Origin of the sequence: Variovorax sp. OV084, from assembly GCF_900111625.1 — a bacterium.
Classification (GTDB): domain Bacteria; phylum Pseudomonadota; class Gammaproteobacteria; order Burkholderiales; family Burkholderiaceae_C; genus Variovorax.
Genome location: NZ_FOII01000004.1, coordinates 1 through 26,387, shown reverse-complemented (window position 1 = coordinate 26,387; position 26,387 = coordinate 1). Strand labels below are relative to the sequence as shown.

General features: G+C 63.8%; 24 protein-coding genes. 14 read left to right on the top strand and 10 right to left on the bottom strand.

Features of this window, described 5'->3' with window-relative positions:
- The first annotated feature begins 196 nt into the window (after window positions 1–196).
- The 11 genes from BMW87_RS12905 to BMW87_RS12855 all read left to right on the top strand — a co-directional run bounded on the left by BMW87_RS12905 (window position 197) and on the right by BMW87_RS12855 (window position 12,954).
- Entirely contained in the window at window positions 197–400 is a 204-nt protein-coding gene (locus BMW87_RS12905) for a hypothetical protein (RefSeq protein WP_177192767.1), read from the top strand.
- Window positions 401–1,307: 907 nt separating this feature from the next.
- A complete protein-coding gene (locus BMW87_RS12900; protein ID WP_093053301.1) occupies window positions 1,308–2,471 on the top strand; it encodes a polysaccharide biosynthesis/export family protein in 1,164 nt (387 codons plus the stop codon).
- Window positions 2,468–2,926 carry a low molecular weight protein-tyrosine-phosphatase gene (locus BMW87_RS12895; protein ID WP_093053299.1) on the top strand — a complete coding sequence of 153 codons (459 nt, stop codon included), beginning with the start codon at window positions 2,468–2,470 and terminating at the stop codon, window positions 2,924–2,926. Before BMW87_RS12900 ends, BMW87_RS12895 begins: the two co-directional genes overlap by 4 nt.
- Entirely contained in the window at window positions 2,923–5,187 is a 2,265-nt protein-coding gene (locus BMW87_RS12890; RefSeq protein ID WP_093076697.1) for a polysaccharide biosynthesis tyrosine autokinase, read from the top strand. Before BMW87_RS12895 ends, BMW87_RS12890 begins: the two co-directional genes overlap by 4 nt.
- 268 nt (window positions 5,188–5,455) lie before the next feature.
- Window positions 5,456–6,235 carry a sugar transferase gene (locus BMW87_RS12885; RefSeq protein ID WP_256216746.1) on the top strand — a complete coding sequence of 260 codons (780 nt, stop codon included), beginning with the start codon at window positions 5,456–5,458 and terminating at the stop codon, window positions 6,233–6,235.
- Between the two features lie 92 nt (window positions 6,236–6,327).
- The gene (locus BMW87_RS12880) at window positions 6,328–7,386 is read left to right on the top strand and encodes a hypothetical protein (protein ID WP_256216745.1); all 1,059 of its coding nucleotides are present in this window, start codon (window positions 6,328–6,330) and stop codon (window positions 7,384–7,386) included.
- Window positions 7,383–8,534 carry a polysaccharide pyruvyl transferase family protein gene (locus tag BMW87_RS12875; protein ID WP_093076694.1) on the top strand — a complete coding sequence of 384 codons (1,152 nt, stop codon included), beginning with the start codon at window positions 7,383–7,385 and terminating at the stop codon, window positions 8,532–8,534. The genes BMW87_RS12880 and BMW87_RS12875 overlap by 4 nt, the downstream gene beginning before the upstream one ends.
- Window positions 8,535–8,547: 13 nt before the next feature.
- The gene (locus tag BMW87_RS12870) at window positions 8,548–9,621 is read left to right on the top strand and encodes a glycosyltransferase (protein ID WP_093076692.1); all 1,074 of its coding nucleotides are present in this window, start codon (window positions 8,548–8,550) and stop codon (window positions 9,619–9,621) included.
- Window positions 9,618–10,886 carry a hypothetical protein gene (locus tag BMW87_RS12865; RefSeq protein WP_093076691.1) on the top strand — a complete coding sequence of 423 codons (1,269 nt, stop codon included), beginning with the start codon at window positions 9,618–9,620 and terminating at the stop codon, window positions 10,884–10,886. The genes BMW87_RS12870 and BMW87_RS12865 overlap by 4 nt, the downstream gene beginning before the upstream one ends.
- A 5-nt stretch (window positions 10,887–10,891) precedes the next feature.
- The gene (locus BMW87_RS12860; RefSeq protein ID WP_093076689.1) at window positions 10,892–12,121 is read left to right on the top strand and encodes a lipopolysaccharide biosynthesis protein; all 1,230 of its coding nucleotides are present in this window, start codon (window positions 10,892–10,894) and stop codon (window positions 12,119–12,121) included.
- Between the two features lie 29 nt (window positions 12,122–12,150).
- Window positions 12,151–12,954: a phytanoyl-CoA dioxygenase family protein gene (locus BMW87_RS12855; protein ID WP_093053279.1), complete on the top strand. Its 804-nt coding sequence runs from the start codon at window positions 12,151–12,153 to the stop codon at window positions 12,952–12,954.
- Between the two features lie 2 nt (window positions 12,955–12,956).
- On the opposite strand, the gene BMW87_RS12850 is transcribed toward BMW87_RS12855, so the two are convergent.
- Both BMW87_RS12850 and alr read right to left on the bottom strand, forming a co-directional pair.
- Complete coding sequence (locus tag BMW87_RS12850; protein WP_093076688.1) at window positions 12,957–13,718, bottom strand: hypothetical protein; 762 nt, start codon at window positions 13,716–13,718, stop codon at window positions 12,957–12,959.
- A complete protein-coding gene (gene alr / locus BMW87_RS12845; protein WP_093076686.1) occupies window positions 13,715–14,815 on the bottom strand; it encodes an alanine racemase in 1,101 nt (366 codons plus the stop codon). Before alr ends, BMW87_RS12850 begins: the two co-directional genes overlap by 4 nt.
- Before the next feature lie 182 nt (window positions 14,816–14,997).
- Here alr and lplT point away from each other — a divergent pair, with 182 nt between their 5' ends.
- The 3 genes from lplT (at window position 14,998) to BMW87_RS12830 (ending at window position 17,758) form a co-directional block, all read left to right on the top strand.
- Complete coding sequence (lplT, locus tag BMW87_RS12840) at window positions 14,998–16,302, top strand: lysophospholipid transporter LplT (RefSeq protein WP_093053270.1); 1,305 nt, start codon at window positions 14,998–15,000, stop codon at window positions 16,300–16,302.
- Window positions 16,303–16,367: 65 nt separating this feature from the next.
- Window positions 16,368–17,258 carry a DMT family transporter gene (locus tag BMW87_RS12835; RefSeq protein ID WP_093076685.1) on the top strand — a complete coding sequence of 297 codons (891 nt, stop codon included), beginning with the start codon at window positions 16,368–16,370 and terminating at the stop codon, window positions 17,256–17,258.
- A gap of 11 nt (window positions 17,259–17,269) precedes the next feature.
- Entirely contained in the window at window positions 17,270–17,758 is a 489-nt protein-coding gene (locus BMW87_RS12830) for a glutathione peroxidase (protein WP_093076683.1), read from the top strand.
- A gap of 20 nt (window positions 17,759–17,778) precedes the next feature.
- Here the strand turns inward: BMW87_RS12830 and BMW87_RS12825 are convergent, their stop codons facing one another.
- From BMW87_RS12825 to glnK, 8 genes are all read right to left on the bottom strand, one after another.
- Window positions 17,779–18,216, bottom strand: coding sequence for a hypothetical protein (locus tag BMW87_RS12825; RefSeq protein ID WP_093076682.1), 438 nt, complete (start codon window positions 18,214–18,216; stop codon window positions 17,779–17,781).
- 89 nt (window positions 18,217–18,305) lie between these two features.
- Entirely contained in the window at window positions 18,306–19,553 is a 1,248-nt protein-coding gene (glcF, locus tag BMW87_RS12820; protein WP_093076680.1) for a glycolate oxidase subunit GlcF, read from the bottom strand.
- Between the two features lie 20 nt (window positions 19,554–19,573).
- Complete coding sequence (glcE, locus tag BMW87_RS12815) at window positions 19,574–20,680, bottom strand: glycolate oxidase subunit GlcE (RefSeq protein ID WP_093077154.1); 1,107 nt, start codon at window positions 20,678–20,680, stop codon at window positions 19,574–19,576.
- A 5-nt stretch (window positions 20,681–20,685) separates the two neighbouring features.
- Window positions 20,686–22,188: an FAD-linked oxidase C-terminal domain-containing protein gene (locus BMW87_RS12810; protein ID WP_093076679.1), complete on the bottom strand. Its 1,503-nt coding sequence runs from the start codon at window positions 22,186–22,188 to the stop codon at window positions 20,686–20,688.
- Window positions 22,189–22,305: 117 nt separating this feature from the next.
- A complete protein-coding gene (locus BMW87_RS12805) occupies window positions 22,306–23,190 on the bottom strand; it encodes a LysR substrate-binding domain-containing protein (RefSeq protein ID WP_093053249.1) in 885 nt (294 codons plus the stop codon).
- A gap of 114 nt (window positions 23,191–23,304) precedes the next feature.
- The gene (locus BMW87_RS12800) at window positions 23,305–24,237 is read right to left on the bottom strand and encodes an SMP-30/gluconolactonase/LRE family protein (RefSeq protein ID WP_093076677.1); all 933 of its coding nucleotides are present in this window, start codon (window positions 24,235–24,237) and stop codon (window positions 23,305–23,307) included.
- Window positions 24,238–24,425: 188 nt separating this feature from the next.
- The gene (locus tag BMW87_RS12795) at window positions 24,426–25,853 is read right to left on the bottom strand and encodes an ammonium transporter (RefSeq protein WP_093076676.1); all 1,428 of its coding nucleotides are present in this window, start codon (window positions 25,851–25,853) and stop codon (window positions 24,426–24,428) included.
- Between the two features lie 29 nt (window positions 25,854–25,882).
- Window positions 25,883–26,221, bottom strand: coding sequence for a P-II family nitrogen regulator (gene glnK / locus BMW87_RS12790; protein ID WP_007833403.1), 339 nt, complete (start codon window positions 26,219–26,221; stop codon window positions 25,883–25,885).
- Window positions 26,222–26,387 lie beyond the last annotated feature (166 nt).

Here is a 26,387-nt window from a genome sequence, read left to right as displayed (position 1 = left end):
GCGCCGGCGCAGCGCACCGGGATCCAAGGTCAGGCGGCGCACAGGTTCGGTCCGCAGACTGCAAATGCAGCGTCTGCAGAACCCTGTACACCCTTTTTTCTTCTTGGGCTATCCTCTCGCCATTCGAATGCACGTAGCGATTTCTTACACACCAACAAGGCTATATGCGTGCTTGAGCGAAGGGGGAGACAGATAGATGCGCTTGATCTTCATCGAACTTCTGGTGGCCTTGGTGCTGCTGCCCATCAGCGGCCTGTTCTGGTGGTGGGCCTTCGGCATGGGCGGCCTGGCTGTGGCCGGCTTTCTGCTGGTTGGCGGCGGCGCTCTGTATCTTGTCTTGCGGGGCGTGCGCTCGGCCAAGAACCAGCTCCGCCACCCCGGCGACGACCGTGAGCAATAGGCCCTGAGCCTTTTCGCCTGACACATTCGCATTCAATTTGGCAGGGAATTGGTGCAATTTGTTTTTTCGATCTCACCTGCCACGGCGTCGGCACGGCCGGATCTGAATTCTTTTTTCTGATTTGCCCGGCCTCGCGATGAGCCAGGCACAGTTTCATTGATTGAAATCTGAAACATCCTTCGGCTCCCGAATGATGCAAATAAAAAACACTACAAAAGTGTCAATCAGGCTGTCGCAAATCGCATTTCCCCTGAATTGAATCGGCAATTAGCCTGAAATCATTCATCGATTTCCTGGGCAGATTTCGCACGGTCTTGGTGCTCCTGGCCCCGGCGGAGGGCAAGGAATTCGAAAGTAATTCAAAAATCCTACCGCCAGTTCACCTTGGGCAGCGGCCGACTAGGTACCCTCCCGCGTCATTGCTCGACGCTCAAACTGGACGAACTGAAGCTCATAGCCCACGATTTGTCGGCTACGTCCTACTCAGTTGACAATTGCTTACAAAGTAGAACGCAATGTCAAAAACCCTATGCGAGTGGCCTCTGTGGTTCGAGAGCCACGATTTCCCGTATCAATGGGGTAATTAATAAGTTGCATTTTCCATTTCGGCTGACGGCATCCTGACCAGCCGTTTGCCCCCTCGATTCCCAATGAAAAAGGGCCTCCGGAAGGGGAAGCAAGGGATAACCCTGCCCCCGGCGTGGTCGCACCACGAATGGACACGCCTTTTGCGTCTACTCCACGAAATAGGGCTGCTGCGAAGGCAGCGACAATTTCTTTTTCATTGCTCTCCCGATAAATCTCCGGTCAAGCCGGAAAAGCGTCTTGGTAATAAAAAGAATTACCGGCGCAAATCGGGCTCGGGCTTTGCATATGAATCGCAGTTGTTGAAAAAACCAAGTTCGCAATGGAGTTCCATTTGACACGCTACCTGTACCTGATGGGGTGGAGTGCCGCCTTGGCCGGCGCGTTGATGCTTCAGGGCTGCGCACCGGGCTTTGGCTCCGTGGTGGCTTACGAGCCCGATCAGAGTCCGGCGCCATCTCTTGCTGCCGACGGCACGCCGCAGGAGGCGCTCGTCCCCATCTCGCCGAGCCTCATCCGCGCGATGGCCGAGGCGCAGCCGGCGGCGATTCCGCCCGACGTGAAGGCCCTGTTCGGCGAAGCCCCGGTCTACACGATCGGCCCGGGCGACGTCGTGGGCGTCATCGTCTACGACCACCCCGAGCTGCTGCCCAACGCCGGCGCCGTGATTTCCCAGCAGACGGACCCCACGGGCATCAGCGTGGCGCCGGGCTTCATCGTCGGCGCCAACGGGCAGATCAGTTTTCCGTACATCGGCCGGGTCCAGATGCAGGGCCTGACCGAGATCGAGGCGTCCGACGTGATCGCCAAGCGCATCGCGCGCTACATCAAGGACCCGCAGGTGACGGTGCGCATCCAGTCCTTCAGAAGCCGCCGTGCATTCGTGGAAGGCGAAGTGCGCACGCCGGGGCTGCAGCTCTTCACCGACGTTCCGATGACGCTGTCCGAAGCGCTCAACCGGGCCGGCGGCATCACGTCCAGCGGCGACCGTTCGTTCATCACGCTGACACGCGGCGACAAGACCACGCTCATCGACCTGCCCAAGCTGCAGGACCTGGGCAGCAACGCCAGCAAGATCCCGCTGCAGAACGGCGACGTGGTGCAGGTGCGCAACCGCGACGAGAGCAAGGTGTTCGTGATGGGCGAAGTCGCCAAGCCCTCGGCGCTGACCATGCACAACGGCAGGCTCACCCTCAACGAGGCGCTGGGCGAGGCCGGCAGCGCAAGCCTGGGCACGGCGAACACGGGGCAGATCTACGTCGTGCGCAACAACGCCAACAACACGAAGGGCTCGCCGTCGGTCTTCCACCTGAATGCGAAGAACCCCGCCGCGCTGGCGCTGGCCGAGCGCTTTCCGCTGCAGCCGCGCGACGTGGTCTACATCGACTCGGTGCCGCTGGCCACCTGGAGCCGGGTGGCCAGCCTGATCCTGCCGGCGACCCAGGCGCTCTACTACAGCGACCAGGTCTACATGAACCACCGATGAGATCCGTACTGACAGTCTGCATCGGCAACATCTGCCGAAGCCCGATGGCGGAAGGCCTGCTTGCCGCGGGATTGCCGCATCTGCGCGTGTTCTCCGCGGGCACCGGCGCGCTCGTCGGCAAGCCGGCCGACCCGATGGCGCAGGCGCTCATGCGAAAGCGCGGCATCGACATCTCGGACCACGTCGCGCAGCAGGTGAGCCAGATGCTGTGCCGGCAGGCCGACTTGATCCTGGTGATGGACCGGGAGCAGCGCCGCCATCTCGAATCGACCTACCCCTTCGTGCGCGGCAAGGTCTTCCGCATTGCCGAGTTCTCGGTCGCGCAGGACGTGCCCGACCCGTATGGAAAAGACGAGGCGGCGTTCGAGCACGCCCTGGCCCTGATCGATGCCGGCGTCCGGACATGGATCGACCGCATTCTGAAAATCACAAAACCCGAGCAGCAACCTACATGAACGCACCCCCGCAAGCCGCGCCGATGCCGATGCAAGCGCTGGAAGAGGATGGCGACGGCATCAACCTGGCCGAGTACCTGGACATCCTGATCGACCACCGCTGGCTCGTCGCGGCCATCGTTGCCGTGACCGTGCTCCTGGGCGCGGCCTATGCCTTCCTCGGCAAGCCCCTCTACGAAGCCAACGTCGCGGTGCAGGTGGAAGATTCCGGCAACTCCGCAGGCAGCTTCCTGGGCGATGCCGCCTCCTCGCTGCTGAGCGTGAAGACGCCGGCCGCGGGCGAGATCGAAATCCTTCGCTCGCGCGCCATCCTCGGCAAGGCCGTGGAGAACACCAAGCTCTACATCAGCGCACGGCCGCGGTATGCCCCCATCGTGGGCAGCTGGCTTGCTCGCCGCGCCACCGAGCTGTCGGACCCTGGCTTCATGGGGCTTTCGGGCTACGTGACGGGCACCGAGAGCATCCTCGTTCCGAGGTTCGACGTTCCCCCGGATTTCGAGGAAAAGCCGTTCACGCTGACCCTCGGGGCCGATGGCCAGTACGAACTGAGCAACCCCGACATCGATACGCCGATGAAGGGCTCCATCGGCACCTTGCTGGTAGCGAACGTTCCCGGCGTTCCGAACGGAAGCGTGAGCCTGCTGGTCAGCAGCATCAACGCGAAGCCGGGCGCGCAGTTCCAGCTCGTGCGGTCTTCGACCCAGCTCACGCTCCTGGCGCTGCAGGACAACCTGAAGGTCGTGGAAAAGGGCAAGCAGTCGGGCGTGCTCGATGTCAGCTGGAGAAGCGGCGACGCAGAAAAGCTGACGCAGCTGCTCAACGAAATCGGTCGCCTCTACGTTCGCCAGAACATGGAGCGCAAGGCCGCCGAGGCCGAGAAGACACTGGGCTTCCTGGACGGCGCGCTGCCCCAGTTCAAGAAGCAGCTGGAGCAGTCCGAAGACATCTACAACCGCTACAGAAACCAGAACGGCACGGTCAGTCTCGACGACGAGGCAAAGAACGCGCTGACCCAGACCATCGACCTGCAGTCCAAGCTGCTCGAGGCCGAACAGAAGCGGCGCGAGCTCACGGCGCGCTTCACGAGCGAGCATCCCGCCGTCCAGACGCTGGACACCCAGGTCGCCGCATGGAAGAGCGCGCTCGCAACCGTCGATGCACGCATCCGCAAGATGCCGGAGCTGCAGCAGAACACCGTTCGCATGCAGCGCGACATCAAGGTGAACACCGACCTGTACGTATCGCTTCTCAACAGCTCGCTGCAGATGCGGCTGGCCAAGGAAGGCAAGGTGGGCAACGTGCGCCTGCTGGACGACGCCATCGTTCCGGAAGAACCGGTGTGGCCCAAGCGGCCCCTGGTCATCGCGCTGGCTGTGATCCTGGGGCTGGCTGCCGGCATCGGCGCCGCGATTGCAAGGAACTCGTTCTTCGGCGGCATCCGCAATCCGGGAGAAATCGAAAGCCACACCGGGCTCAACGTCTACAGCAGCATTCCGCTGAGCGCCGCCCAGCGCACGGTCGAGAGGAACATCGAGAACAAGGTCGTCGGCAAGCACGTCCTGGCGCACCTGTTCCCCGAAGACCCCGCGGTGGAAAGCCTGCGCAGCCTTCGCACCGCGCTGCAGTTCGCCATGCTGGAAGCGACCAACAACCGCCTTCTCATCTCCGGCGCGACGCCTGGCGTGGGCAAGACCTTCATCTCGGTCAACTTCGCGGCGATCACCGCGGCAACCGGCAAGAAGGTTCTGCTGATCGACGCGGACTTGCGCAAGGGCCGCGTGAATCAATTCCTCTCGATCCAGCGGTCTTCCGGCCTGTCCGAATTGATCGCCGGCACGCTCGACCTCGAGAAAGCGATTCGCCCGTCGGCCCTGCCGAATCTGGACATCATTACCACGGGTGTGCTTCCGCCCAATCCGGCCGAGCTGCTGACGAGCGATTCCTTTGCCCAGGTACTGGAAAAGTTATCTCCGCTATACGACCTCGTCATCATCGACACGGCCCCCGTTCTCGTTGCCGCGGATACCGCATCGGTCGCCCCGCTTGCGAGCACTTTGCTACTCGTTGCACGCGCCGAAAAGACCCAGCTCGGCGAATTGAATGAGAGCGTCAGAAGACTTGCGCATGCAGGTCGCACGGTAAATGGCGTAATTCTGAATGCTATTGATCTAACCCGCCGCCACGCCGGCAGCGGGAGTTACAAATATGGCGCTTACAAGCATTTACAATATACATACAATACCAACAGGGATTCCACCTAGACCGTGAAAATTGGAGTTAAATTCAAAATCATGAGCCGGGATTTCGCCCTGACTCATTGATTAAATACTCAATTAGTATTCGGAGTAATAAGGCACTACAAATGGCAATTAGTCCATTCGTATTGCCTTCATCGAGTCATTTGGCCGCGCAATAGTTTCTGCATTGCAGATCCTACGAGGCATTTGTGCGGGTCGTCTCGGCCAAAAAACCAAGGCCATAACAGAGGACATGCAGGCTTTTGCCTGCGTGAGGAAAGGTGCGTCAAAAATGAAATCATTTCGACGAGAAATCTTGTCGCGCTTCAAATCCGGGCGGGGAAATCCCATGGGAAATCTCCACCCTGAAGAATCGCTGGTACCGCAAGGCTGGAATATTTCGGACGCAAGCGGCGAAATGTCCCGAGGCGGCTCGCAAACCGGAATTCATCATCCGGCCGTACTGCGGATCGGGAAAAGGTCGGTAGACATTGCCGCCGCGCTGTTCTTTTTTGCGGCATTCGGCTGGCTCTTCGTGCTGATCGGCCTCTTCGTGCTGATCAGCTCCGGATCTCCGGTCCTGTATTACCAGTCGCGCTACGGAAAAGACGGGCGAATATTCAGGTTCTACAAGTTCCGCTCGATGATCGCCAACTCGGCCCAGGTGCTCGAGGAACATCTGAAAAGCAATCCGGAGGCACGCCGCCAATGGGATGAATACCAAAAGCTGGACGACGATCCACGGATCACGCGTTTCGGCAAATTCATCCGCAAGACCAGCCTGGACGAACTGCCGCAATTCTGGAACGTGCTGACGGGCGACATGAGCCTCATCGGCCCCCGCCCCTGCATGCTCGAGCAGAAGGAGCTCTACGGCCAGAACTGGTCGCACTACTGCGCTGTCCGCCCGGGGATCACGGGCCTGTGGCAGGTCAGCGGTCGCAATCAGCTGACCTACAACGCACGCGTTGCGTTGGACGTGAGGTATGTCGAGACCCTTTCCGTCGGGAAGGACGTGGACATCTTCTTCAGAACCATCTGGGTGGTTGCTGCCGGTCACGGGTCCCGATGAATTTCATCGGTCCCGGATGATCGGCTCCGGCCGGGCCGGCCGGACAGATTTTCCTTCGCTTTCGAAATGATTGGATTGGAATCCACATGCGGATGAGCCACGCCATTCCGGGACCGGCGGTGAGAAGAAGAAGCACGCGCCGCTTCAATCAATTCTCGATTGCCGGAATACTGATCGTGCTCGTGTACACGATCATCTACGCGTATTTCAGGGAAATGCTTCCCGAGAAATGGAGCGTGGACTCGGCAAAGATCATCGAGATCCTCAATTACGGCGGCACGGGCGACATGGACAACTCGTTTGCTGTCACCGCCGCGCTGTTCGCCGTTATCGGGGTCGACAACCTGGACGTTTTCACATGCGGCGTGAGCGTCATATTTTTGTTTTTCGCGACTCACGACGTTCGCAAGGCCGGCGACTTTTTCGCCAGGCTGCTGCTGATTGCGCCTTGCATCATGCTGAACATGTTTGCGCCGTCCAAGGAGACGGTCGTGCTCATCATGACCATGTTCATCACCGTTTCGACCATCTATTTTCGAACGTCGAAAGTACTTACCGTCGGCGCCTTCCTTTTTCTTTACGCGATCTACGGGGTCTTCGTACGGCAATATTATTTGCTGATTGTCGGTGTGTTTTTCATGGTCTATTACCTGTGGCGGCGCCCTCTTAAATATCATATTCTGGCCGCCATCGTGGTCGTCGGAGCGATCATGGCGGCGCCTTCCAGTATTTTGCAGACGCTTCAATCGCCGCGAGATACCTCGAATGCCTACGCGGAACAGATCGGTAGCGACAACAGAACGGCTTTTACCAATATTGCGTCTCCCGCCAGTGGCCCCGGATTCCTGGTCAATTACGTCTATGCCGCGACGGTGCTGATCACGCCGGTTCTTTATTTTCAGACTGCAAGCGACGCGTTCATGCAATTGATGATCGCAGCCATGCTGATCATTTTGTACAGAGCCCGGCGAAAGTCCAAACGCGACCCGGATCGATTCGAGCCGAGGTTTTTCGGCAGCCTTTTCATAGCGCACATTCTTGTGCAATTGATATTCGAACCAGATCTCGGCAGCTTCACCAGGCATTTGACCTCCGTAATGCTCTACCTCATTGCCATCAAAGTTTCCGAGAACAAAGCAGTCTCCAGATGAAAAAAATCCTGATTTGTGCGGTGCCGTACAGCGACAACCTGGGTGACGGGGTCATCGCGGCGTCGCTGGCTCACATCGCCGGCATGAAATATCCGGAGGCGAAGGTGGAGTTCCTCGACATCGCCGGCCGCGTCGCGTTCGACGAATCGAATCTGCGTGGCGGAGGCGCGTTCGAAATCTTCCAGAAGATGCCGGCCCTGCTGCGATCGGCAATCGTTTTCGCGTATTGCCTCAAGAACTACCTCCTGGGCTGGCGCAGGCAATGGAGCGTCGCGGTCAACGATGCGGATCTGGTCCTCATCGGCGGTGGCCAGCTGTTCTGCGACGTGGCGCTGAACTTTCCCGCCAAGCTGTTTCTGCTGAGCAGGTTGCTTCGCGGCAAGAAGGTCGCGGTGGTCTCGGTTGGCGTCACGGCCAAATGGTCGTTCTGGGGGAAATTTCTGGTCAAGAAATTCCTCAGGAACGCCGCCCCCGTTTTCTACGCGACGCGCGATGTGGACTCGGCGAACAACCTGCACGCGTTCTTCGACATCCCGCGCAGCGAGATCAAGGTCGTTCCCGACCCCGCGCTGGTTTGCGCGAGCGCCTTTTCGGAAGAGCTCTCCCCGGACAAGAAGTGGGACGTGGGAATCTGCGTCAGCAGCCTCGATGCGCTGGTGATGAATTCCGAATATGGCGACACGCGCACCAGCGGGTCCGCAGAATTCTTCTCGGGCCTGGCCGAAGCATTGCAGGCGGAAGGCGCGCGGGTGCTGTATTTCACGAACGGCGCGGCGGAGGACAACAAGATCCTTGCCGAGATTTCTTCTTCGCGGGCAGCCGCGCCGGGCTTCTCGTTCGTCGTTCCGAAGCGCCCCGACGATCTTGTTGCGTTGATCAGCGCCTGCTCTTGCATTGCAGCGCACAGGCTGCACGCAAACATCGTCGCCTACAGCCTGAACATTCCCTCCATCGGGATGAATTGGGACAAGAAGGTCGAGTCCTTTTTCCAGCTGACGGACCGAACCCAGTATTTGTTCGGCCTGTCGCCACGCCGGGAAGAGCTGAAGGCCTCCGTACTGAATCTGCTCAACGAAAAAAATGCCGACCGCAGAAGACTCGACGAATTGAAGACCGAAGTCATCGCCGGAACCCACGCATTGATCTGAGGAGCGAATCTCCATGAAAGTACTGCACGTTGCCGAAACGCTCAAGGGCGGGTTGGAAACCTATCTTCGGATCGTTTCGAATTTCCAGAAGAACTCTCCGGAAATCAGCCAGGTGAAATTCATACTGCCCGGAACGGTCGATTGGCTGAACCCCGAGAGCGCACACGTAGTGCCCACCGCCCGCAGCCCCCTGTCCCTGGTTGGCTACGCCGCGCGCGTGAAGAAGATCATCGAGTCGGAGCGCCCTTCCGTGCTCCACCTGCACAGCTCGATTGCCGGGGGCATCGTCCGGGTCATGGCCATGCTCGGGCAGATACCCAGCGAAGTGAAGATCGTCTATTGCTCCCACGGCTGGGCCTTCGATCAGGCTGCGTCCCGCTACAAGAAGTCGGCCTACCGCTGGATCGAGCGACTGCTTTCCTCGCGCAGCGACGCCATCATCTGCATCAGCCGCCATGAGGTCAGGATCGCGTCGAAATCCGGCATCAGGCGATGCACATGCATTCCCAACGGGATCGACTCCGTCAGCCCCAGGCTGCCGAGTCAATTTCTTCCTGATGAAGTCGAACGCAGCCAGCGAAAAGTCCTGTTCGTCGGCCGCCTGGACCGGCAAAAGGGAATCGACGTCCTGCTCGACTCGTACAACAGGGTGAAGCCGAATTTCAAGCTGATCGTCGTCGGCGATGCCGTGCGGAATGACCTTTTTCTTCCCAAGTCCGATCGGGTCGAGTTCAAGGGCTGGCTGGAAAAAGACGAGCTGGACGCCGTCTACCAGGACTGCGACGCCATCATCGTTCCGTCGAGATGGGAAGGCTTCGGGCTCGTTGCAGTCGAAGCCATGGCGAGGAGCAAGGCGGTTTTTGCATCCGCTGTGGGCGGCCTCGTCGACATCGTTGAAGACGACAGGAGCGGCCGGCTCTTTTCCCTGGAGCAGATGGACCAGATGCTGCGGGAAATCGACGGCATCCCCAATGAGACCCTGCGGCAGATGGGACAGACCGGGCGAAAGATCTTCGAAGAGAAGTTCACTTCGCAGCGAATGAACACCGCCATCGTCGATCTGTACAAGGAGTCGGTCCTGCCATGAAGATTTCTGGATTCTTTGCCCGAGGCCTCGTCGGGCTGCTGGGCACCCTGCTGTTCATTGCAGCGTCGATCAGCACGGCCAATGCCCGAGGCATCGACGGCCTGACCTCGGAGTACCCGGTTGCGCTGAGCGTGCAGATCGATCCCGCGACCATCACGGACGACGACCTGCATGAAATACGTGCGGCCGGTTTCGAATTCGTGCGGTTCGGCGTGCGGCCTCCGCTGAAAAGCGTCAACCCCAATTTGATCGACTACCCGGGCCTGATCCAGCGCGTGCGCAAGGCCAGGCTCGAAGCCATCGTCACTTTGTTTGGTGGCCGCGAGATCTGGGGACACGAGCCCTCGGACCTGCGTGGTGGCAGCCGCAGCAAGGAAACCATGTTCGCGGACTTTGCGAGCGACTTCATGAAGGCGCACACCACAGATGTCGCCGTCTGGGAGATATGGAACGAGCCGGACAACAAGACATTCCTGCAGCCCAACCTTCTTTCGAACTTCGGGACCGCCTCGTCGGAGCTGTGCAACAAGCTGGCGCAGCAAAAGATCCAGCCGAACATCGTCATCGGATACGGCTTCGCGAAGCTGCCCTTCGCCGGAGGCAAGGTTCCTTCGGAGCTGGAAGATGCCTTTGTCTCGGCCGCCAGGACCGACTGCCTGACGGACATCTCGATTCATCCATACCGCTCGGTTCCCGAAACGGCGCTGGCCGACTACCAGAAGCTGCGTGCGCAACTGGACCAGCGGCAACTGAAGAAGACCGGCATCGTCGCTTCGGAATGGGGTTATGCCTCGTACATGCCGGTTCGCGACCGCAACGCACAGGCTTCGCTGATCTTCAGGGAGTACCTGATCAATGCCGCCGCGGGCATCAAGCTGCTGAACCTCTACGCGTGGCGCGACAGGGGACAGTCTTACTTTTCGAAGGAAGACAACTTCGGAATCAAGTCCAAAGCCGGAGAAAAGAAAGAGGCCTACTCCGCGCTGACCGAGTTTCTCAAGATCGCCAGGCACTCCCAGAAGGTGTCGTACCAGGATGCCAAGGGCATGAGCCAGCTCGTGCTGCGTCGCGGCGAGTCTTTGCTGCATGTGGTCTGGACGCAGGGCCCGGAACAAACCGTGTCGGTCCCCGCAGGCAGCGGAAGGAAATGCACGCGCGTCGACTTCTTCCCCCAGATGCGTGAAGGCAGTTGCGGAAGTCCGTCGGGCGGGAGCTTTTCTGTCAAGGCGACTGCCAATCCCGTTTTGCTGTCCATATCGGACTGAACGGGATGAAGCATCTGTCCGGACTCAGAAAACGTCTTGGTGGTCCGATCTACGCCGTTGCAGACCAATGCATATACAGCGCGAGCCAACTGCTGCTGAGCTTTGCGCTGGCCCGCGTGCTTTCGCCTTCGGATTTCGGCGTTGCCTCCGCATTCCTTGCGGTGAGCAGCTTTCAATACATCCTGCACATGGCCATGGTGCATGAGCCCTTGCTGATCAAGCGCTACTACGCGCATCGATCCGCGGCGTGGCTCTCATGGGCCCTGGTGGTTCTTTTTTCTCTTCTGGGGTACGCGGCCTGGCAAGTGGCGGCTTTTCCCGGGCAGCTGCACTGGGTGGGCGTGGCCTTGATCGTCGGCTACGAGATCTTCTGGATCTCACGCAGCCTCCTGCTCACTGGGCGGCGGTACGGGATTCTGTGCGTTACCGGTGTGCTGGTCGGCGTGGGATATGTCGCCATCCTGAAAGCCGAAAAGCCCGCGACGTGGATGGAAGCCCTGCTGCTGATTTCCATCATCCAGGTCCCGTTTCTTTTTCTGGTGCTCAGGAATGCGGGGAACGTGATGCTTCCGCTCCCGGCAGCGAAGAATGCGCAAGGGCTGACGGTCGGCGAATCGATGGCTTATGGCTGGAAAGCCAGCCTCTCCCAGTTCATGAGCTGGATCATGACGGGAGGGGCCATCCTGCTGCTTGGGTCCTCGGCAGACTCCGAGCAGGGTGGCTTGCTCAAGATCTACATCACCTTCCTGCTGCCGATGCAGTACGTGCTGTCGGCGCTTGGCTACTACCTGCTTCCGCAACTGGCGGCGAACTGGAATTCCGAAGGACGAAAAAAAGCCTTCCGCGATTTCATCAAGTTCGTGCTGCTCGGGTTCGTGATTGCCGAAGGGGTCGGCGTCTTGCTGGGCCTGCTGGGGCCCCGCCTCGTCGTTCTGGCATTCGGTCCGAACTACAAGGGAATGGATTTTTCCCCCTTCTTCTATGCGCCCGCGATCTTCGGGCTGACCATGTGCCTGCGGACAGGCTTCAGGGCGGCCGCGCGGCCAGGTGCCCTCTTGCTGTGCTCGATCGTCGGCGCCGTGGTGTTCGCCATTCTGATGTTCGCGGCAGCGCCGCCCATCTCCTACATCCAGACCATCCGCGCCATGACATGGGGCTTCGCCTGCATGGCCGCTTTGATGATCGGCTGGTTGTTCTATTTCATGCGAGCGACAACGACAGGGGAGAGTGCCTGAAAACGGGCAAGCAGGCCTTGGAGATCTTTATGAGCAACCCTTTGCTTCGCAGCGTAAGCATCGACGAGCGCCTTCGGTTCCTGAGGGATGGCGTGGTGTGCCTGCGCAAGATCATCTCGCCCGAATGGATCCAACTGGCCCAGGACGGCATCGAGCAGCAGCGCCGCGCTCCTTCGCCCTACGCGACCGTGGTGGATGCCGACCCGCTCTATCTGCTGATCGACCAGATGCCTTCGATGAAGAACGGCATGCTCCAGCGCGTGGTGTTCGAGTCAGGCGCCGGCGAGATCGCCAAGCAGCTGACCGTGACGAGACGGCTGCGCTGGATTTACGACCAGCTGTTCTACAAGGGCCGCGGCCCTGCCGCCGAGACGCCCTGGCACCAGGACACGTCCTATGGACTGGCCGACAGCCACCGCATCGTGCGCGTGTGGATGCCGGTCGACCACATGCCGCGCGAGACCGCCATCGAGGTGGTGCGCGGCTCGCACCTCTGGAAAACGCACTACGGGCTGAGCGGCAGCAAGATCGAGGTGCTGGACGATGAATTCGAACTGCCGGACATCGAAGCCAATCGCAGCGCCTTCGACATCGTGGGCTACGAGGTGGACCCGGGCGACGTGGTGGTCTTCAACTACCGGGCGCTGCACCATGCCGGCCCCGGCGTGAACTTCAACGAGAAGCGCAGGGCCTTTGCCATCCTCTACGCCGACGACGAACTCAGGCTGAGGCATCGTCCGTCCTTGTTGCCCGGGCCGTTGGACACCGCGGGCCTCGCGTGGCGCGACGGACAGAAGACGGGCGATTTTCCTGAGGTGTTTCGCGCCGTGTGAACTCAGTGCTTCTTCAGCAGAACGCGCACCGCCTCGGGCAAGGAGTTGACCTGCGGCATGAAGTGATCGAGCAGCGCGCCGAGGATCACTGCGCTCGCGACCGCGCCCAGCAGCGGCTTCCACGTGAGCCGCACGGCGGCCATGAGCCAGCCTTCGCGCGCCACGCGCACCGCGGCGCGTGCCGACACGTACGAGAAGGCGACTTCGATGGCCACGGCCAGAAGAGCGTCCCAGCTGAAGTACAGCAGCACGAGCGAGCCGGCGCCGAACAGGATGGCCACGCAGATCAGGAAGATGGCGACCACCGGCACGACGATGATCGCGCCTTCGTCCGCGGAGCCGGCGACTTCGAGCGCGCCGCTCGCCACGTCGGACAGGGCACTGCCATCGCCGCCTCCACCACCGCCATGGGCATCGCCGACGCTCACGTGGCTCTGGGAGCCGCCGCCGCGTCCGCTGCCGAAGTCAACGTCGGGCGCATCGACATCGAAGTCCGTCTTGCGGCCCTCGACCAGCCGCCTCGCCCACCAGCGCAGCACCAGCAGATAGCTCAGGTACCCCACGCCCAGCGTGAGGAAGTAGCGCACCGCCAGCGAATCGACATGCAGCAGGTGCATCTGCAGCGCCGACACGCCCCACATCAGCAACAGCGTGAAGGTGCCGATCAGGATGCCGTGCGTGCGCAGGCTGTAGTCGCGATGCAGGTCGCGTTCGACCTGCGTTTCCCACAGGCGCACGGAGCGCCAGTTGGAAAGGATCTTCATTGACCTTCGACGGGAGCGAAGGGTACGCGCTGCGCCACGGCGCACATCAGTTCATAGCCGACGGTGCCCGCGGCTCGCGCGACCTCGTCGATGGGGAGCACGGCGCCCGTCTTGGCCGACTTGCCCCACAGCGTGACCTCGCTGCCGAACTTGGCGTCGGGCACGTTCGTGAGGTCGACAGTGATCATGTCCATGCTCACGCGGCCGACCATGCGGGTGCGCACGCCGTTCACCAGCACCGGCGTGCCGGTGTTGCAGTGGCGCGGATAGCCGTCGGCATAGCCGACCGCCGCCACGCCGATGGTGAGCGGCCCCTCGGCCGTGAAGTTGGAGCCGTAGCCGATGGTGTCGCCGGCCTTCAGCGTCTGCACCGAGATGAGCTGGGTCGACAGCGTCATGGTGGGCTGCAGCTGCCAGTGCGCCGAATCGTGTTCGGGAAAGTCGGGCGCGCTGCCGTACAGCAGGATGCCGGGGCGCACCCAGTCGCCACGCGTCTGGTCGGCGTGGCGCAGGGTGGCGGCGCTGTTGGCGATGGAGCGTTCGCCCGGCAGGTCGCGGGTGACGCGCTCGAAGGTCTCGAACTGGTGGCCGATGCCGCGCGCGCCGTCGGCGTCGCTGAAGTGGGTCATGAGCGAGATCTCGTCGACCTGCGTGAGCGCGTTGAGACGGGTCCAGGCGGAGCCGAAGCGCTCGGGCGTGAAGCCCAGGCGGTTCATGCCCGAATTCATCTTCAGGAACACGCGCTGCGGCTTCAGGGTCTTGTGGGCGGCGAGCATGTCGATCTGCTCGTCGCAATGCACGGTGTGCCAGAGGTCCAGCCGCGAGCACAGCTCCAGGTCGCGGGCGTCGAACACGCCTTCCAGCAGCAGCACCGGGCCGCGCCAGCCGAGGGCGCGCACGCGCTCGGCTTCGGCCAGATCGAGCAGCGCGAAGCCGTCGGCGCCGCGCAATCCCTCATAGACCCGCTCGATGCCATGGCCATAGGCGTTGGCCTTGACGACGGCCCAGACGCGGGCTTCAAGGGCCGAGCGGCGCGCCCGGTCGAGGTTGTGACGCAGGGCGTCGGTATGGACAGTTGCGAGTATGGGACGCGGCATGGGTGGTTCCGGGAGAGACTCGGGGACAATGCAGACCACGTTTTAGCATCTTCGGGAATGAGGTCGAACACCGTGGGGACGCCGGATTCCGCGTCGCACCCCCGTGCTATAACCGCCCATTCGCCCGCAACGCGACACTTTTTCACTACCGCCAGCAGACCCTCTGGCCAGCCAGCCCATCGATGAAGCGCGGTTTCTACACGATCATGTCGGCCCAGTTCTTTTCGTCGCTGGCCGACCAAGCGCTTTTCGTTGTTGCCGTCGATCTCATGCGAAGTTCGGGCGCGCCTGAATGGCAGCGCGCGGCACTGGTGCCGATCTTCGCGGTCTTCTATGTGGTGCTGGCGCCGCTGGTGGGGGCCTTTGCCGACGCCCTGCCCAAGGGCAAGGTGATGTTCATCAGCAATGCCATCAAGGTGGTGGGCTGCCTGATGATGCTGTTCGGCTCGCACCCGCTGCTGTCCTATTCGATCGTGGGGCTGGGCGCTGCGGCGTATTCGCCGGCCAAGTACGGCATCCTGACGGAGCTGCTGCCGGCGTCCCAGCTGGTCAAGGCCAACGGCTGGATCGAGGGGCTGACCATCGCGTCGATCCTGCTGGGCATCGTGCTCGGCGGCACGCTGGTGGGGCATGCCATTTCCAGCAAGCTGCTGGCCTTCGATCTCCCGTTCATCGACACCGGCATCGACACGCCGGCCGAGGCCGCAATCGCGGTGCTGATCTTCGTCTACGTGCTGGCGGCCTGGTTCAACACGCGCATTCCGCACACCGGCGTCGAGATGCGCCCGCTGCGCTCCAACCCCGAGCACGGCATGGCACGCAACATCGCCGCGCTGCTGCCCGACTTCTGGCATTGCAACGCCCGCCTGTGGCGCGACCGCCTCGGCCAGATCTCGCTGGCCACCACCACGCTGTTCTGGGGCGCTGGCGGCAACCTCAAGTACATCGTGCTGGCCTGGGCCTCGCTGGCGCTGGGCTACAACACCACGCAGGCCTCGGCGCTGACGGGTGTGGTGACCATCGGCACGGCCGTGGGCGCCATCGTGGCCTCGATGCGCATGCGGCTGGACATGGCCACGCGCGTGATCCCCATGGGCATCGCGATGGGGCTGATGGTGATCTGCATGAACTTCATCAGCAACGTGTGGCTGGCGGTGCCGTTCCTGATTCTGCTGGGTGGCCTGGGCGGCTTCCTGGTGGTGCCGATGAATGCGCTGCTGCAGCACCGCGGCCACAACCTGATGGGCGCGGGCCGCTCCATCGCGGTGCAGAACTTCAACGAGCAGGCCTGCATTCTTCTGCTGGGCGGCTTCTACAGCGTGTGCACGGGGCTGGGCCTCTCGGCTTACGGCGCGATCAGCGCATTCGGTCTCGTCGTGGCGGGCTGCATGTGGCTCATCAAGCGCTGGCACGAGAACAACCTCAAGAAGTACCCTGAAGAGGTCGAGCACCTCTTGGCCATCGCCCGTAGCGACAAGCATCACTGACATCGCGCGCCCGCGTTGGTGAAACGGCCGGCGCGCCCGGCGCTCCACCCTTTTCCAACGCCACCATGCCCGCGCTCGCCCTGATCTTCAACGCCTTCGTCTGGGGCGTTTCGTGGTTTCCCTTCCGCCAGATCGCAGGCCATGGCATGCATCCGTTGTGGGCCACCTGCCTCATCTACCTGGCCATCGCGACGGTGATGGGCCTCATGCGCCGGCACGCGTGGAAAGGCTTCGCGGCCTTTCCGATGCTGGCGGTGCTGGGCTTCGCGGCCGGCTTCACCAACGTGGGTTTCAACTGGGCCGTGACGCAGGGCGACGTGGTGCGCGTGGTGCTGCTGTTCTATCTGATGCCGCTGTGGAGTGTGCTGCTGGGCTGGCTGCTGCTGGGTGAGCGGCCGACCGGCGGCGCGCTCGCGCGCGTGGCGCTGGCGCTGACCGGCGTGGTGGTGGTGCTGAAGGCGCCGGGCGCCGACTGGCCGGTGCCGTCGAGCCCGCCCGACTGGCTGGGCGTGGCGGCGGGCTTCGGCTTTGCCGTTACCAACATCGCGCTGCGCCATCTGCGGCAGGCCCCGGGCGAGTCGCGCGCACTGGCAATGTTCTGCGGCTGCGCCATCGTGGCCGGCATCACGGCGCTGGGCGGCACCGCGCTCGGCGCGTTCGATTCGCCGCTGCACGCCTCGCCGGGCTGGCTCGGCTGGGCGGTGCCGCTGGGCATAGCGTTCGTCTTCGCCAATGTGTGCCTGCAGTACGGCGCGGCCCGGCTCGCGGCCGCCGCAACCTCGGTAATCATGCTGTCGGAGGTGCTGTTCGCGAGCGTGTCGTCGGTGGCGCTGGGTGCGGCCGACATGAGCCCGCGCATCCTCGCTGGCGGCGCGCTGATCGTGCTGGGCGCCGTCTGGGCAGCGTTTGCACGAACGCCCGCGCGGCGCGATGATCGCGCCTCTTCTCCCATCTGAGGAACAACAGCATGACCAGCGTCTACGACTTCGAGGCCAACCAGATCGACGGCAAGCCGGTGAAGCTCTCCGCCTTCAAGGGCAAGGTGCTGCTGATCGTCAACACCGCCAGCAAATGCGGCTTCACGCCGCAGTTCGCGGGGCTGGAGGCGCTGCATGAGAAGTACGCCGACCAGGGGCTCACGGTGCTGGGCTTTCCGTCGAACCAGTTCGGCGCGCAAGACCCGGGCAGCAACGAGGAAATCGGCGCCTTCTGCACCAAGAACTATGGCGTGAGCTTCCCGATGATGGAGAAGATCGACGTGAACGGCAGCAACGCCGCGCCGCTCTACCAGTGGCTCACCAAGGAAAAGCCGGGCCTGCTGGGCAGCACGGCCATCAAGTGGAACTTCACCAAGTTCCTGATCGGGCGCGACGGCAGCGTGCTCAAGCGCTATGCGCCGCTGGACACGCCAGCCTCGCTCACGCGCGACGTCGAGGCTGCGCTGGCGGCAGGCTGAAGCCCCCCTGCCCTGACCGCTCAGAACCTGAAGTCGGCCGTCTTCGAGCCCCCGCCCACCGTCACGCTCTGGGTCTTGGCGCCTTCGCCGGGCATGGCCGCATCGATCACGTAGCGCCCGTTCGGCAGGTCGACCAGGCAGACCGGGCCGCTGGCGCGGAACGCCAGTGCGGCGGCGTTGTTGGCGTCACCGCCCTTGATCGTCACGTCGACATTGGCCAGGTAGGCGCCATCGGCGCGCGCGAACAGCAATGCCAGCGGATGGTCTTTCATGGCGGCGCGCATGGCCGTCGATTCGTCGGAGCCGATACCACCGCACACATAGCGCGCCGGGCCCGCGCCCTGCCAGGGCGGCATGGCGCCTTGCGCCTGCGCGGCCACCGCACCGGCCGCGCAGGTGCAGGCCAGCAGCACGCGCCGCAGCGTGGAAGGAATAAGGGATGCGACAACATGGGACATGGCACTGGCTCCTTGCAGATTCGGTGCAGCCATGATGCGCCGCGAACCGGCTTCGCGGGAGTCGGACCAACGCCCTCCTGCTTGTGCGATCAGGCCTTGTCAGACAGCGCCGCGTCCAGCAGTTCGACCCAGTGCCGCACCGGCGTGTCGCCGCTGCCGCTTTGCAGGTGCGTGATGCAGCCGATGTTGGCCGACGCGATGGTGGTGGGCTGCAGCTGCTTCAGGTGGCCGAGCTTGCGGTCGCGCAGCGGATAGGCCAGCTCGGGCTGCAGCACCGAGTAGGTGCCGGCCGAGCCGCAGCACAGGTGCGATTCGTTCATTGCCACGCGAATGTCGAAGCCGAGCGCGCGCAGGTGCGTCTCGACGCCGCCGCGCAGCTTCTGGCCGTGCTGCAGCGTGCACGGCGGGTGATAGGCCACCACGCCCGCAGGCGCCTTCACGCGGGCCTTGAGCGCGGGCACGAGATCGGGCAGCAGCTCGCCCAGGTCGCGCGTGAGCTCGCTGATGCGCGCGGCCTTCAGCGCATAGGCAGCGTCGTGCTGGAGGATGTGGCCGTACTCGAGCACGGTGACGCCGCAGCCCGACGCGTTCATGACGATGGCTTCGACTCCACCTTCGTCAGGACGGCGCTCCACCAAGGGCCACCACGCGTCGATGTTGGCGCGCATCTGCGCCTTACCGCCGTCCTGGTCGTTCAGGTGGAACTTCACCGCGCCGCAGCAGCCGGCCGCCGGCGCAATCACCGCCTGGATGCCGGCTGCGTCGAGCACGCGCGCGGTGGCGCTGTTGATGTTGGGCATCATCGACGGCTGCACGCAGCCCGCGAGCATCAGCACCTTGCGTGCATGCGTGGCAGTGGGCCATGCGCCGGCTTCCTGCTTCGCGGGCACCTTGGCTTTCAGCGCCTCGGGCAACAGGCCGCGCACCGACTGGCCGAGCTTCATCGCGGGGCCGAAGAGCGGCGACGACAGGCCCTCCTTCAGCAGCCAGCGCTGTGCCGATTCCATCGCGGGGCGCGGCACCTTCTGGTCGACGATCTTGCGGCCGATGTCGACGAGGTTGCCGTACTGCACGCCGCTCGGGCAGGTGCTTTCGCAGTTGCGGCAGGTGAGGCAGCGGTCGAGGTGCAGCTGCGTGCTGCGCGTGGGCTCCTTGCCCTCGAGCACCTGCTTGATGAGGTAGATGCGCCCGCGCGGACCGTCCAGCTCGTCACCGAGCAGCTGGTAGGTCGGGCAGGTGGCGGTGCAGAAGCCGCAGTGCACGCACTTGCGCAGAATGGCTTCGGCTTCGCGGCCTTCGTCGGTACCGCGAAATTCGGGGGCGAGCTCGGTTTGCATGTCTGTCGGTTCTTGTTGTTTTACATGAGGGCGAGCAGGCGGCCGCGGTTGAAGATGCCGTGAGGATCGAACTCGCGCATCAGCGCGCGATGGATGCGTTCGACAGGAGAGCTCAGTACATCGAAGCGCGGGACACTGCCTTGTTGCGTGCCTAGGTCGGGCAGACGGAACAGCGTGGCATGGCCACCCGCCGCGCGTGCGATCTCGCGGATGCGCGCGGCCTGTTCGGGCGCAGCCTTGTACCAGCGCTGGCCGCCGTGCCATTCGATCAGCGGCGCGGCGCCGTCGAGCGAGAGCATGGGCGCGGTCTGCGGCACCGACAGGCGCCACAGCGCATCCGTGCCTTCGTTCGTGGCGAACCACGGCAGTTGCTGGTCGCGCAGCGATTGCCAGTCGGCGGCGGCGCGCGCGTTGTCCTTGCGCTCGCCGCCGAGGTGCGTGCATGCCGCTTCCACCGCGGCGACCGCACCGCGCAAACGCAGATAGAGCGTGCCCTGCCCTTCGTATTCGAGCCAGCAACTCGCGTTGAGCGGCAGCGGCCGGCCGCCCCACTCATTGAGCAGCCGCAACGCATCGGTCTGGTTGCAAGCGAACTCGAGCGTGGCTTCGGCGGGCGCCACGGGCAGCACCTTGAGACTCACCTCGGCGATCACGCCCAGCGTGCCGAGCGAGCCGGCCAGCACGCGTGAGACGTCGTAGCCCGCGACGTTCTTCATCACCTGGCCGCCGAAGGTCAGCACCTCGCCGCGGCCGTTGACGATCGTGGCGCCGAGCACGTAGTCGCGCACCGCGCCGACGCTGGCGCGCGCCGGGCCGCTGAGGCCTGCGGCGACCATGCCACCGACGGTGCCGTTGCTGCCGAAGCACGGCGGCTCGAACGGCAGGCACTGGCCCTTCTCCGCCAGCGCCGCTTCGAGTTCGGCGAGCGGCGTACCGGCGCGCGCGGTGACGACCAGCTCGCTGGGCTCATAACTGGTGATGCCAGCGAGCGAACGCGTGTCGAGCAGCTCGCCTTGCGGCGGCTCGCCGTAGAAATCCTTGGTGCCGCCGCCGCGAATGCACAGCGGCGTGGCGTCGGCAGTGGCGGCGCGGATGCGCTCGACGATCTGGTGGAGTGCGGTGTCCATCGCCATCAGAACCTCGGCAGATCGGGATGCGACAGCTTGCCCCCGCGCACCACCTGCTTGCCGTACTCGGCGCAGCGCTGCAGCGTGGGAATCACCTTGCCGGGGTTCAGCATGCCCTCGGGATCGAAGGCGCGCTTGACGCCGAACATCTGCTCGTTCTCCGCGGCAGTGAACTGCACGCACATGCTGTTGAGCTTTTCCACGCCCACGCCATGCTCGCCCGACACGGTGCCGCCCATCGCGACGCTGGTCTCCAGGATGTCGGCGCCGAACAGCTCGCAGCGGTGCAGCTCGTCGGGGTCGTTGGCGTCGAACAGCACCAGCGGATGCAGGTTGCCGTCGCCCGCGTGGAACACGTTGCAGCAGCGCAGGTTGTATTTCTTCTCCATCTCCTGAATGGCCAGCAGGATGTCGGCCAGGCGCTTGCGCGGAATGGTCGAGTCGAGGCACATGTAGTCGGGGCTGATGCGGCCCGAGGCGGGGAACGCGTTCTTGCGCCCGCTCCAGAACTTCATGCGCTCTTCTTCGCTGCTGCTCACTGCGATGGCGGTCGCGCCGCAGCCACGCAGCACGGCGGTCATGCGGCCGATTTCTTCTTCCACTTCCTCGGGCGTGCCGTCGGATTCGCACAGCAGGATGGCGGCGGCATCGAGGTCGTAGCCGGCGCGCACGAAGTCTTCGACGGCGGCGGTCATGGGCTTGTCCATCATCTCCAGCCCTGCCGGGATGATGCCGGCCGCGATCACCGCGGCCACTGCGTCGCCGGCTTTGCGCACGTCGTCGAAGCTGGCCATGATGCAGCGCGCGAGCTGCGGCTTGGGCACGAGCTTGACGGTGACTTCGGTGGTCACGGCCAGCATGCCTTCGCTGCCGATGACGAGCGCGAGCAGGTCGAGCCCCGGCGCGTCGAGCGCCTCGCCGCCGAATTCGATGGGCTCGCCTTCGGCGGTGAAGCCGCGCACGCGCAGCACGTTGTGCAGCGTCAGGCCGTACTTCAGGCAATGCACGCCGCCCGAGTTCTCGGCGACGTTGCCACCGATGGTGCAGGCGATCTGGCTCGACGGATCGGGCGCGTAGTAGAGGTTGAAGGGCGCGGCCGCCTCGCTGATGGCCAGGTTGCGCACGCCGCACTGCACGATGGCCGTGCGGCTGACCGGATCGATCTTCAGGATGCGGTTGAACTTGGCGAGCGACATGGTCACGCCCATGGTGTGCGGCATGGCGCCGCCCGAGAGCCCGGTACCCGCCCCGCGCGCCACCACGGGCACGCCGAGCTGGTGGCAGGTCTTGAGCACGGCGGCCACCTGCGCCTCGGTTTCGGGCAAGGCCACCACGAGCGGGCGGGCGCGGTAGGCGGTGAGGCCGTCGCACTCGTAGGGGGTGGTGTCTTCTGCGTGCCAGATCAGGGCGTGGGCTGGCAGATGAGCCTGCAGCGCTCGCACCACCTGGGACTGGCGCTCTGTTTTCTGTAGCGAATCGTTTTGCGTGGGGGTGAGCGGCGCGTTCATGCGGCGACCTCTTTTCTTCTGCTCGCGGGATGTCTCGGTTTTACCCGCACTCTACGGACATTGCGGCAGGCCCGGGTTGATGGATTTTTGCCGGGCGCTTGAAAGAACTTCGCGGGTTCAGCGCAGGCTCTGTTCGAGCCAGTCGGCAAAGGCCGCGCATTCCCAGCGCTCGAGCGTGCCCGGCTGCCAGCAGATGTAGTGCCGGTGCGGCGACAGCACAGCCTGGTCGGACAGCGCCACCAGCCGGCCCGATTCGAACCACGCCGCGCCCATCTTCTGCCGTACCAGCGCCACGCCAAAGCCGCTGGCCGCGGCGTCGTACACAAGCCCCAGGTCGTTGAACTGCGAGCCGATGTTGGGCTCGGGCTGGTCGAGCCCGCAGCTCGCGAACCAGGTGCCCCAGGGTTCGAGCGGGCTGCGGATCAGCCGTGCGCTGGCAATCTCCGCCGCAGTGCGAAAACCGGTGAAGGGGCCGAACTCGTTGAGGTAGCTCGGGCTGCAGGCGGGCACGACCTGCTCCTCGAGCAGGAGCCGGTGCTCGCAGTCGGCGTACCCGCCGGGGCCGTAGCGCACTTCGAGGTCAGCCTGCTCGGCCGTGACGTCGAGCAGCGGGATCGACACCTGCAGCACCAGTTCGATGTCTGGATAGATGTTGCGGAACAGCTCCAGCCTCGGCATGAGGAACTGGCGGCTGAAGGTCGGCGTGACGGCGATGCGCAGGCGCGTGGCGCGTTGGGCGGCGTTGGCGCCGAGCGGCGTGGCCTGCAGCGCAGCAAGCCCCGTGCGCACGTTCGCGAGGTAGGCTGCACCGTCGGCCGTGAGGCTGAAGTCGCTGCGGCCGAAGAGCTTGAAGCCGATGTGCGATTCGAGCTGCCGGATGCGGTGGCTCACCGCACTGGGCGTGACGCACAACTCATCGGCTGCGCGGCCCGCGTGGCGCAGCCGGGCCACTGCCTCGAAGGTCAGCAGGCACTGGATGGGTGGGATGTGTTGCAGGGCCATGCGGTTCTTGTGCTTTTGTTCAGGGCGCGTGCGAATGACACCGGGTACTCCCCTGCGCGAATGTCCCCCGTCGGCGTGATCGCGCGCCCTGAACAAACCACGTCACAACTCACCCTAGTCCTCAAAGAAGCTGACCGGCAGTCCAGGCGTATCGACCCGCATGGAAATCACCGTGCCCGAGGCGGGAAGTCGCTCGATCTCGGCAGCAGGCCGACCCTTGCGGCCGCTGGTGACGAACAACGTCTTCAGGTCGTCGCCGCCGAAGCAGGGCATGGTCGGGCATTGAACAGGCACGGGAACAGAGGCCACGATTTCGCCCGAAGGTGCAAAGCGCAGCAGCTGCGCGCCTTCGAACATGGCAACCCAGTAGTGGCCTTGCGCGTCGATGGTGGCGCCGTCGGGGCGGCCTTGGTAGCCCATCGGTGCTTCGGGCGTCCAGCCTTCTGGCTTGGCGTCGAACTGGTGGAACACGCGGGCGTGCGAGAGCGAGTTGCCCTCGGCGTCCCAGTCCCACGCGCACACCACGTGCGCGGCGGTGTCGGCCCAGTAGAGGGTGCGGGCATCGGGCGAGAAGGCGAGGCCGTTGGCGGTGGTGGACTCGTTGGCCATCTGCGTCAGCGTGGGCGAGACGCCGGTGTCGGGGCGTGCATCGAAGCAATAGAGCGCGGCATTGGCGCGGTCCTTGGCTTCGTTGAGCGAACCGCCCCAGAAGCGGCCCAGCGCATCGCACTTGCCGTCGTTGAAGCGCATGGTGCGCACGTCGTGCTCCACGCGCGCCATCGCGACCAGTTCGCCGCCCCACTCGCGCGCGCGGTAGATGCCGTCGCGCAGCGCAATCACGAGGCCGCCACTGCGCGCGGGCGCCATGCAGCCGGGCTCGGTGGACAGCGGCCATCGCTCGACCCTGGCATTGGCGGAGCCGATGTCGCCGCGGGTGCGCAGCACGGCGCGGCCGGGAATGTCGAGCCAATAGAGCGAGCGCTCCTGGGGATGCCAGAACGGCGACTCGCCGAGTTCGCAGAGGCTGTCTTCGAGGGAGGTCCACATGGTGTCGCGATTGTGCCCCCGGCCATCGCGGCAAAGGGCAAAAAAAAGCCCGCTGGCGCCGGAGCGCTTGCGGGCTGAACATCCAAAGGAGACCTCGCTTGAAAAACTCGTTACGAAGAATTGTTCTTGTAAAAGGTGGTGGTCGTTTCAGTGGCGGGGCTGCCCGAAGGCAACCCGGCCAGAGCAGATCAGCGGTTGTAAGCCGTTTCGCCGTGCGACGAGATGTCGAGGCCTTCGCGCTCTTCCTCTTCCGACACACGCAGGCCGAGGGTCAGGTCGGCGATCTTGTAGGCGATGAAGGCAACCACGCCAGACCACACGACGGTGAGCGCCACGCTCTTGATCTGGATCCAGACCTGTGCGCCCATCGCGAAGGTGTCGGGCGTTGCGCCGCCGGTGCCGCCGAGGCCCTTGGCCGCGAACACGCCGGTCAGGATGGCACCCAGGATACCGCCCACGCCGTGCACGCCGAACACGTCGAACGCGTCGTCGGCACCGAGCATGCGCTTCAGGCCGCCCACGCCCCACAGGCAGATCAGGCCGGCCAGCAGGCCCAGCACGATCGAACCCATCGGGCCGATGAAACCGGCGGCAGGCGTGACAGCCACGAGGCCGGCAACGGCACCGGACGCAGCGCCCAGCATCGAGGCCTTGCCCTTGTGCAGGCTTTCACCCAGGATCCACGACAGGGCCGCGGCAGCGGTGGCGAGCACCGTGTTGATGAAGGCCAGGCCGGCGACGGCGTTGGCAGCACCAGCCGAGCCGGCGTTGAAGCCGAACCAGCCGACCCACAGCAGCGAAGCGCCGACCATGGTGAGCGTGAGCGAGTGAGGCGTGAATGCTTCCTTGCCGTAGCCGACGCGCTTGCCGACCATGTAGGCGCCGACCAGGCCAGCCACACCGGCGTTGATGTGCACCACGGTGCCGCCAGCGAAGTCGAGTGCGCCGTCCTTGCCCAGCAGGCCGCCGCCCCACACGATGTGGGCGATCGGCACGTAGCTGAAGGTGAACCACAGCACCGAGAACAGCAGCACGGCCGAGAACTTGGCACGCTCCGCGAACGCGCCGACGATCAGCGCCACGGTGATGGCCGCGAAAGTGCCCTGGAAGGCGACGAACACGTATTCGGGAATCGTGGTCAGCGCGCCGAAGGTCTCCTGCGTGATGCCCTTCATGAAGATCTTGTCGAATCCTCCGAAGAAGTTGCCGTCACCGGAGAAGGCCAGGCTGTAGCCGTAGATGGCCCACAGGATGCTGATCAGCGAGAAGATCACGAAGACCTGCATCAGCACCGACAGCATGTTCTTCGAGCGGCCCAGGCCACCGTAGAACAGCGCGAGGCCGGGAATGGTCATCAGGATCACGAGAAGCGTCGAAGTCAGCATCCAGGCGGTGTCGCCGGAGTCGATCTTCGGAGCGGGTGCGGCGGCGGGCGCCGCGGGAGCTGCGTCGGCGGCAGCGGCCGGAGCTGCTGCGGCTGCAGGCGCGGCAGCGGGGGCCGATGCCGACGCGGCCGGTGCTTCGGCCGTGGCCGCAGCGGGAGTTTGCGCGAAGCCGGCAGTACCGGCAGCCAACACGCTCAAGCCGAGCGCAAGAGAGACAAGCAGTTTTTTCATAATCGTTGTTCTTTCGGGCCTGGACTCGATCAGAGGGCTTCGCGGCCCGTTTCGCCGGTGCGGATGCGCACGACTTGTTCGAGGTTGTAGACAAAAATCTTGCCGTCGCCGATCTTGCCGGTGCGTGCCGCGCCTTCGACAGCCTCGATCACGCGATCGACCAGGTCGTCGGAGACGGCCGCTTCGATCTTGACCTTGGGCAGGAAGTCGACCACGTACTCCGCGCCGCGGTAGAGCTCGGTGTGCCCCTTCTGGCGACCGAAGCCCTTGACCTCAGTGACGGTAATCCCCTGCACGCCGATGGCCGACAGTGCTTCGCGCACCTCATCGAGCTTGAACGGTTTGATGATGGCTGTGACCAGCTTCATGAGTTTTCTCCTTCGGATGGAAATGGAATGGCGCGGCAGCTTGGGCCGCACCTCGTTGTTGTATGGATTACAGCGTCTTCGTCAGCGTGAGGATGAAGCGCGCCTTGTTCGGCGAGTAGGTCGTCTGGCCGAAGGTGCCGAAGCCGAGGTCGACGCCCGGGTTGGC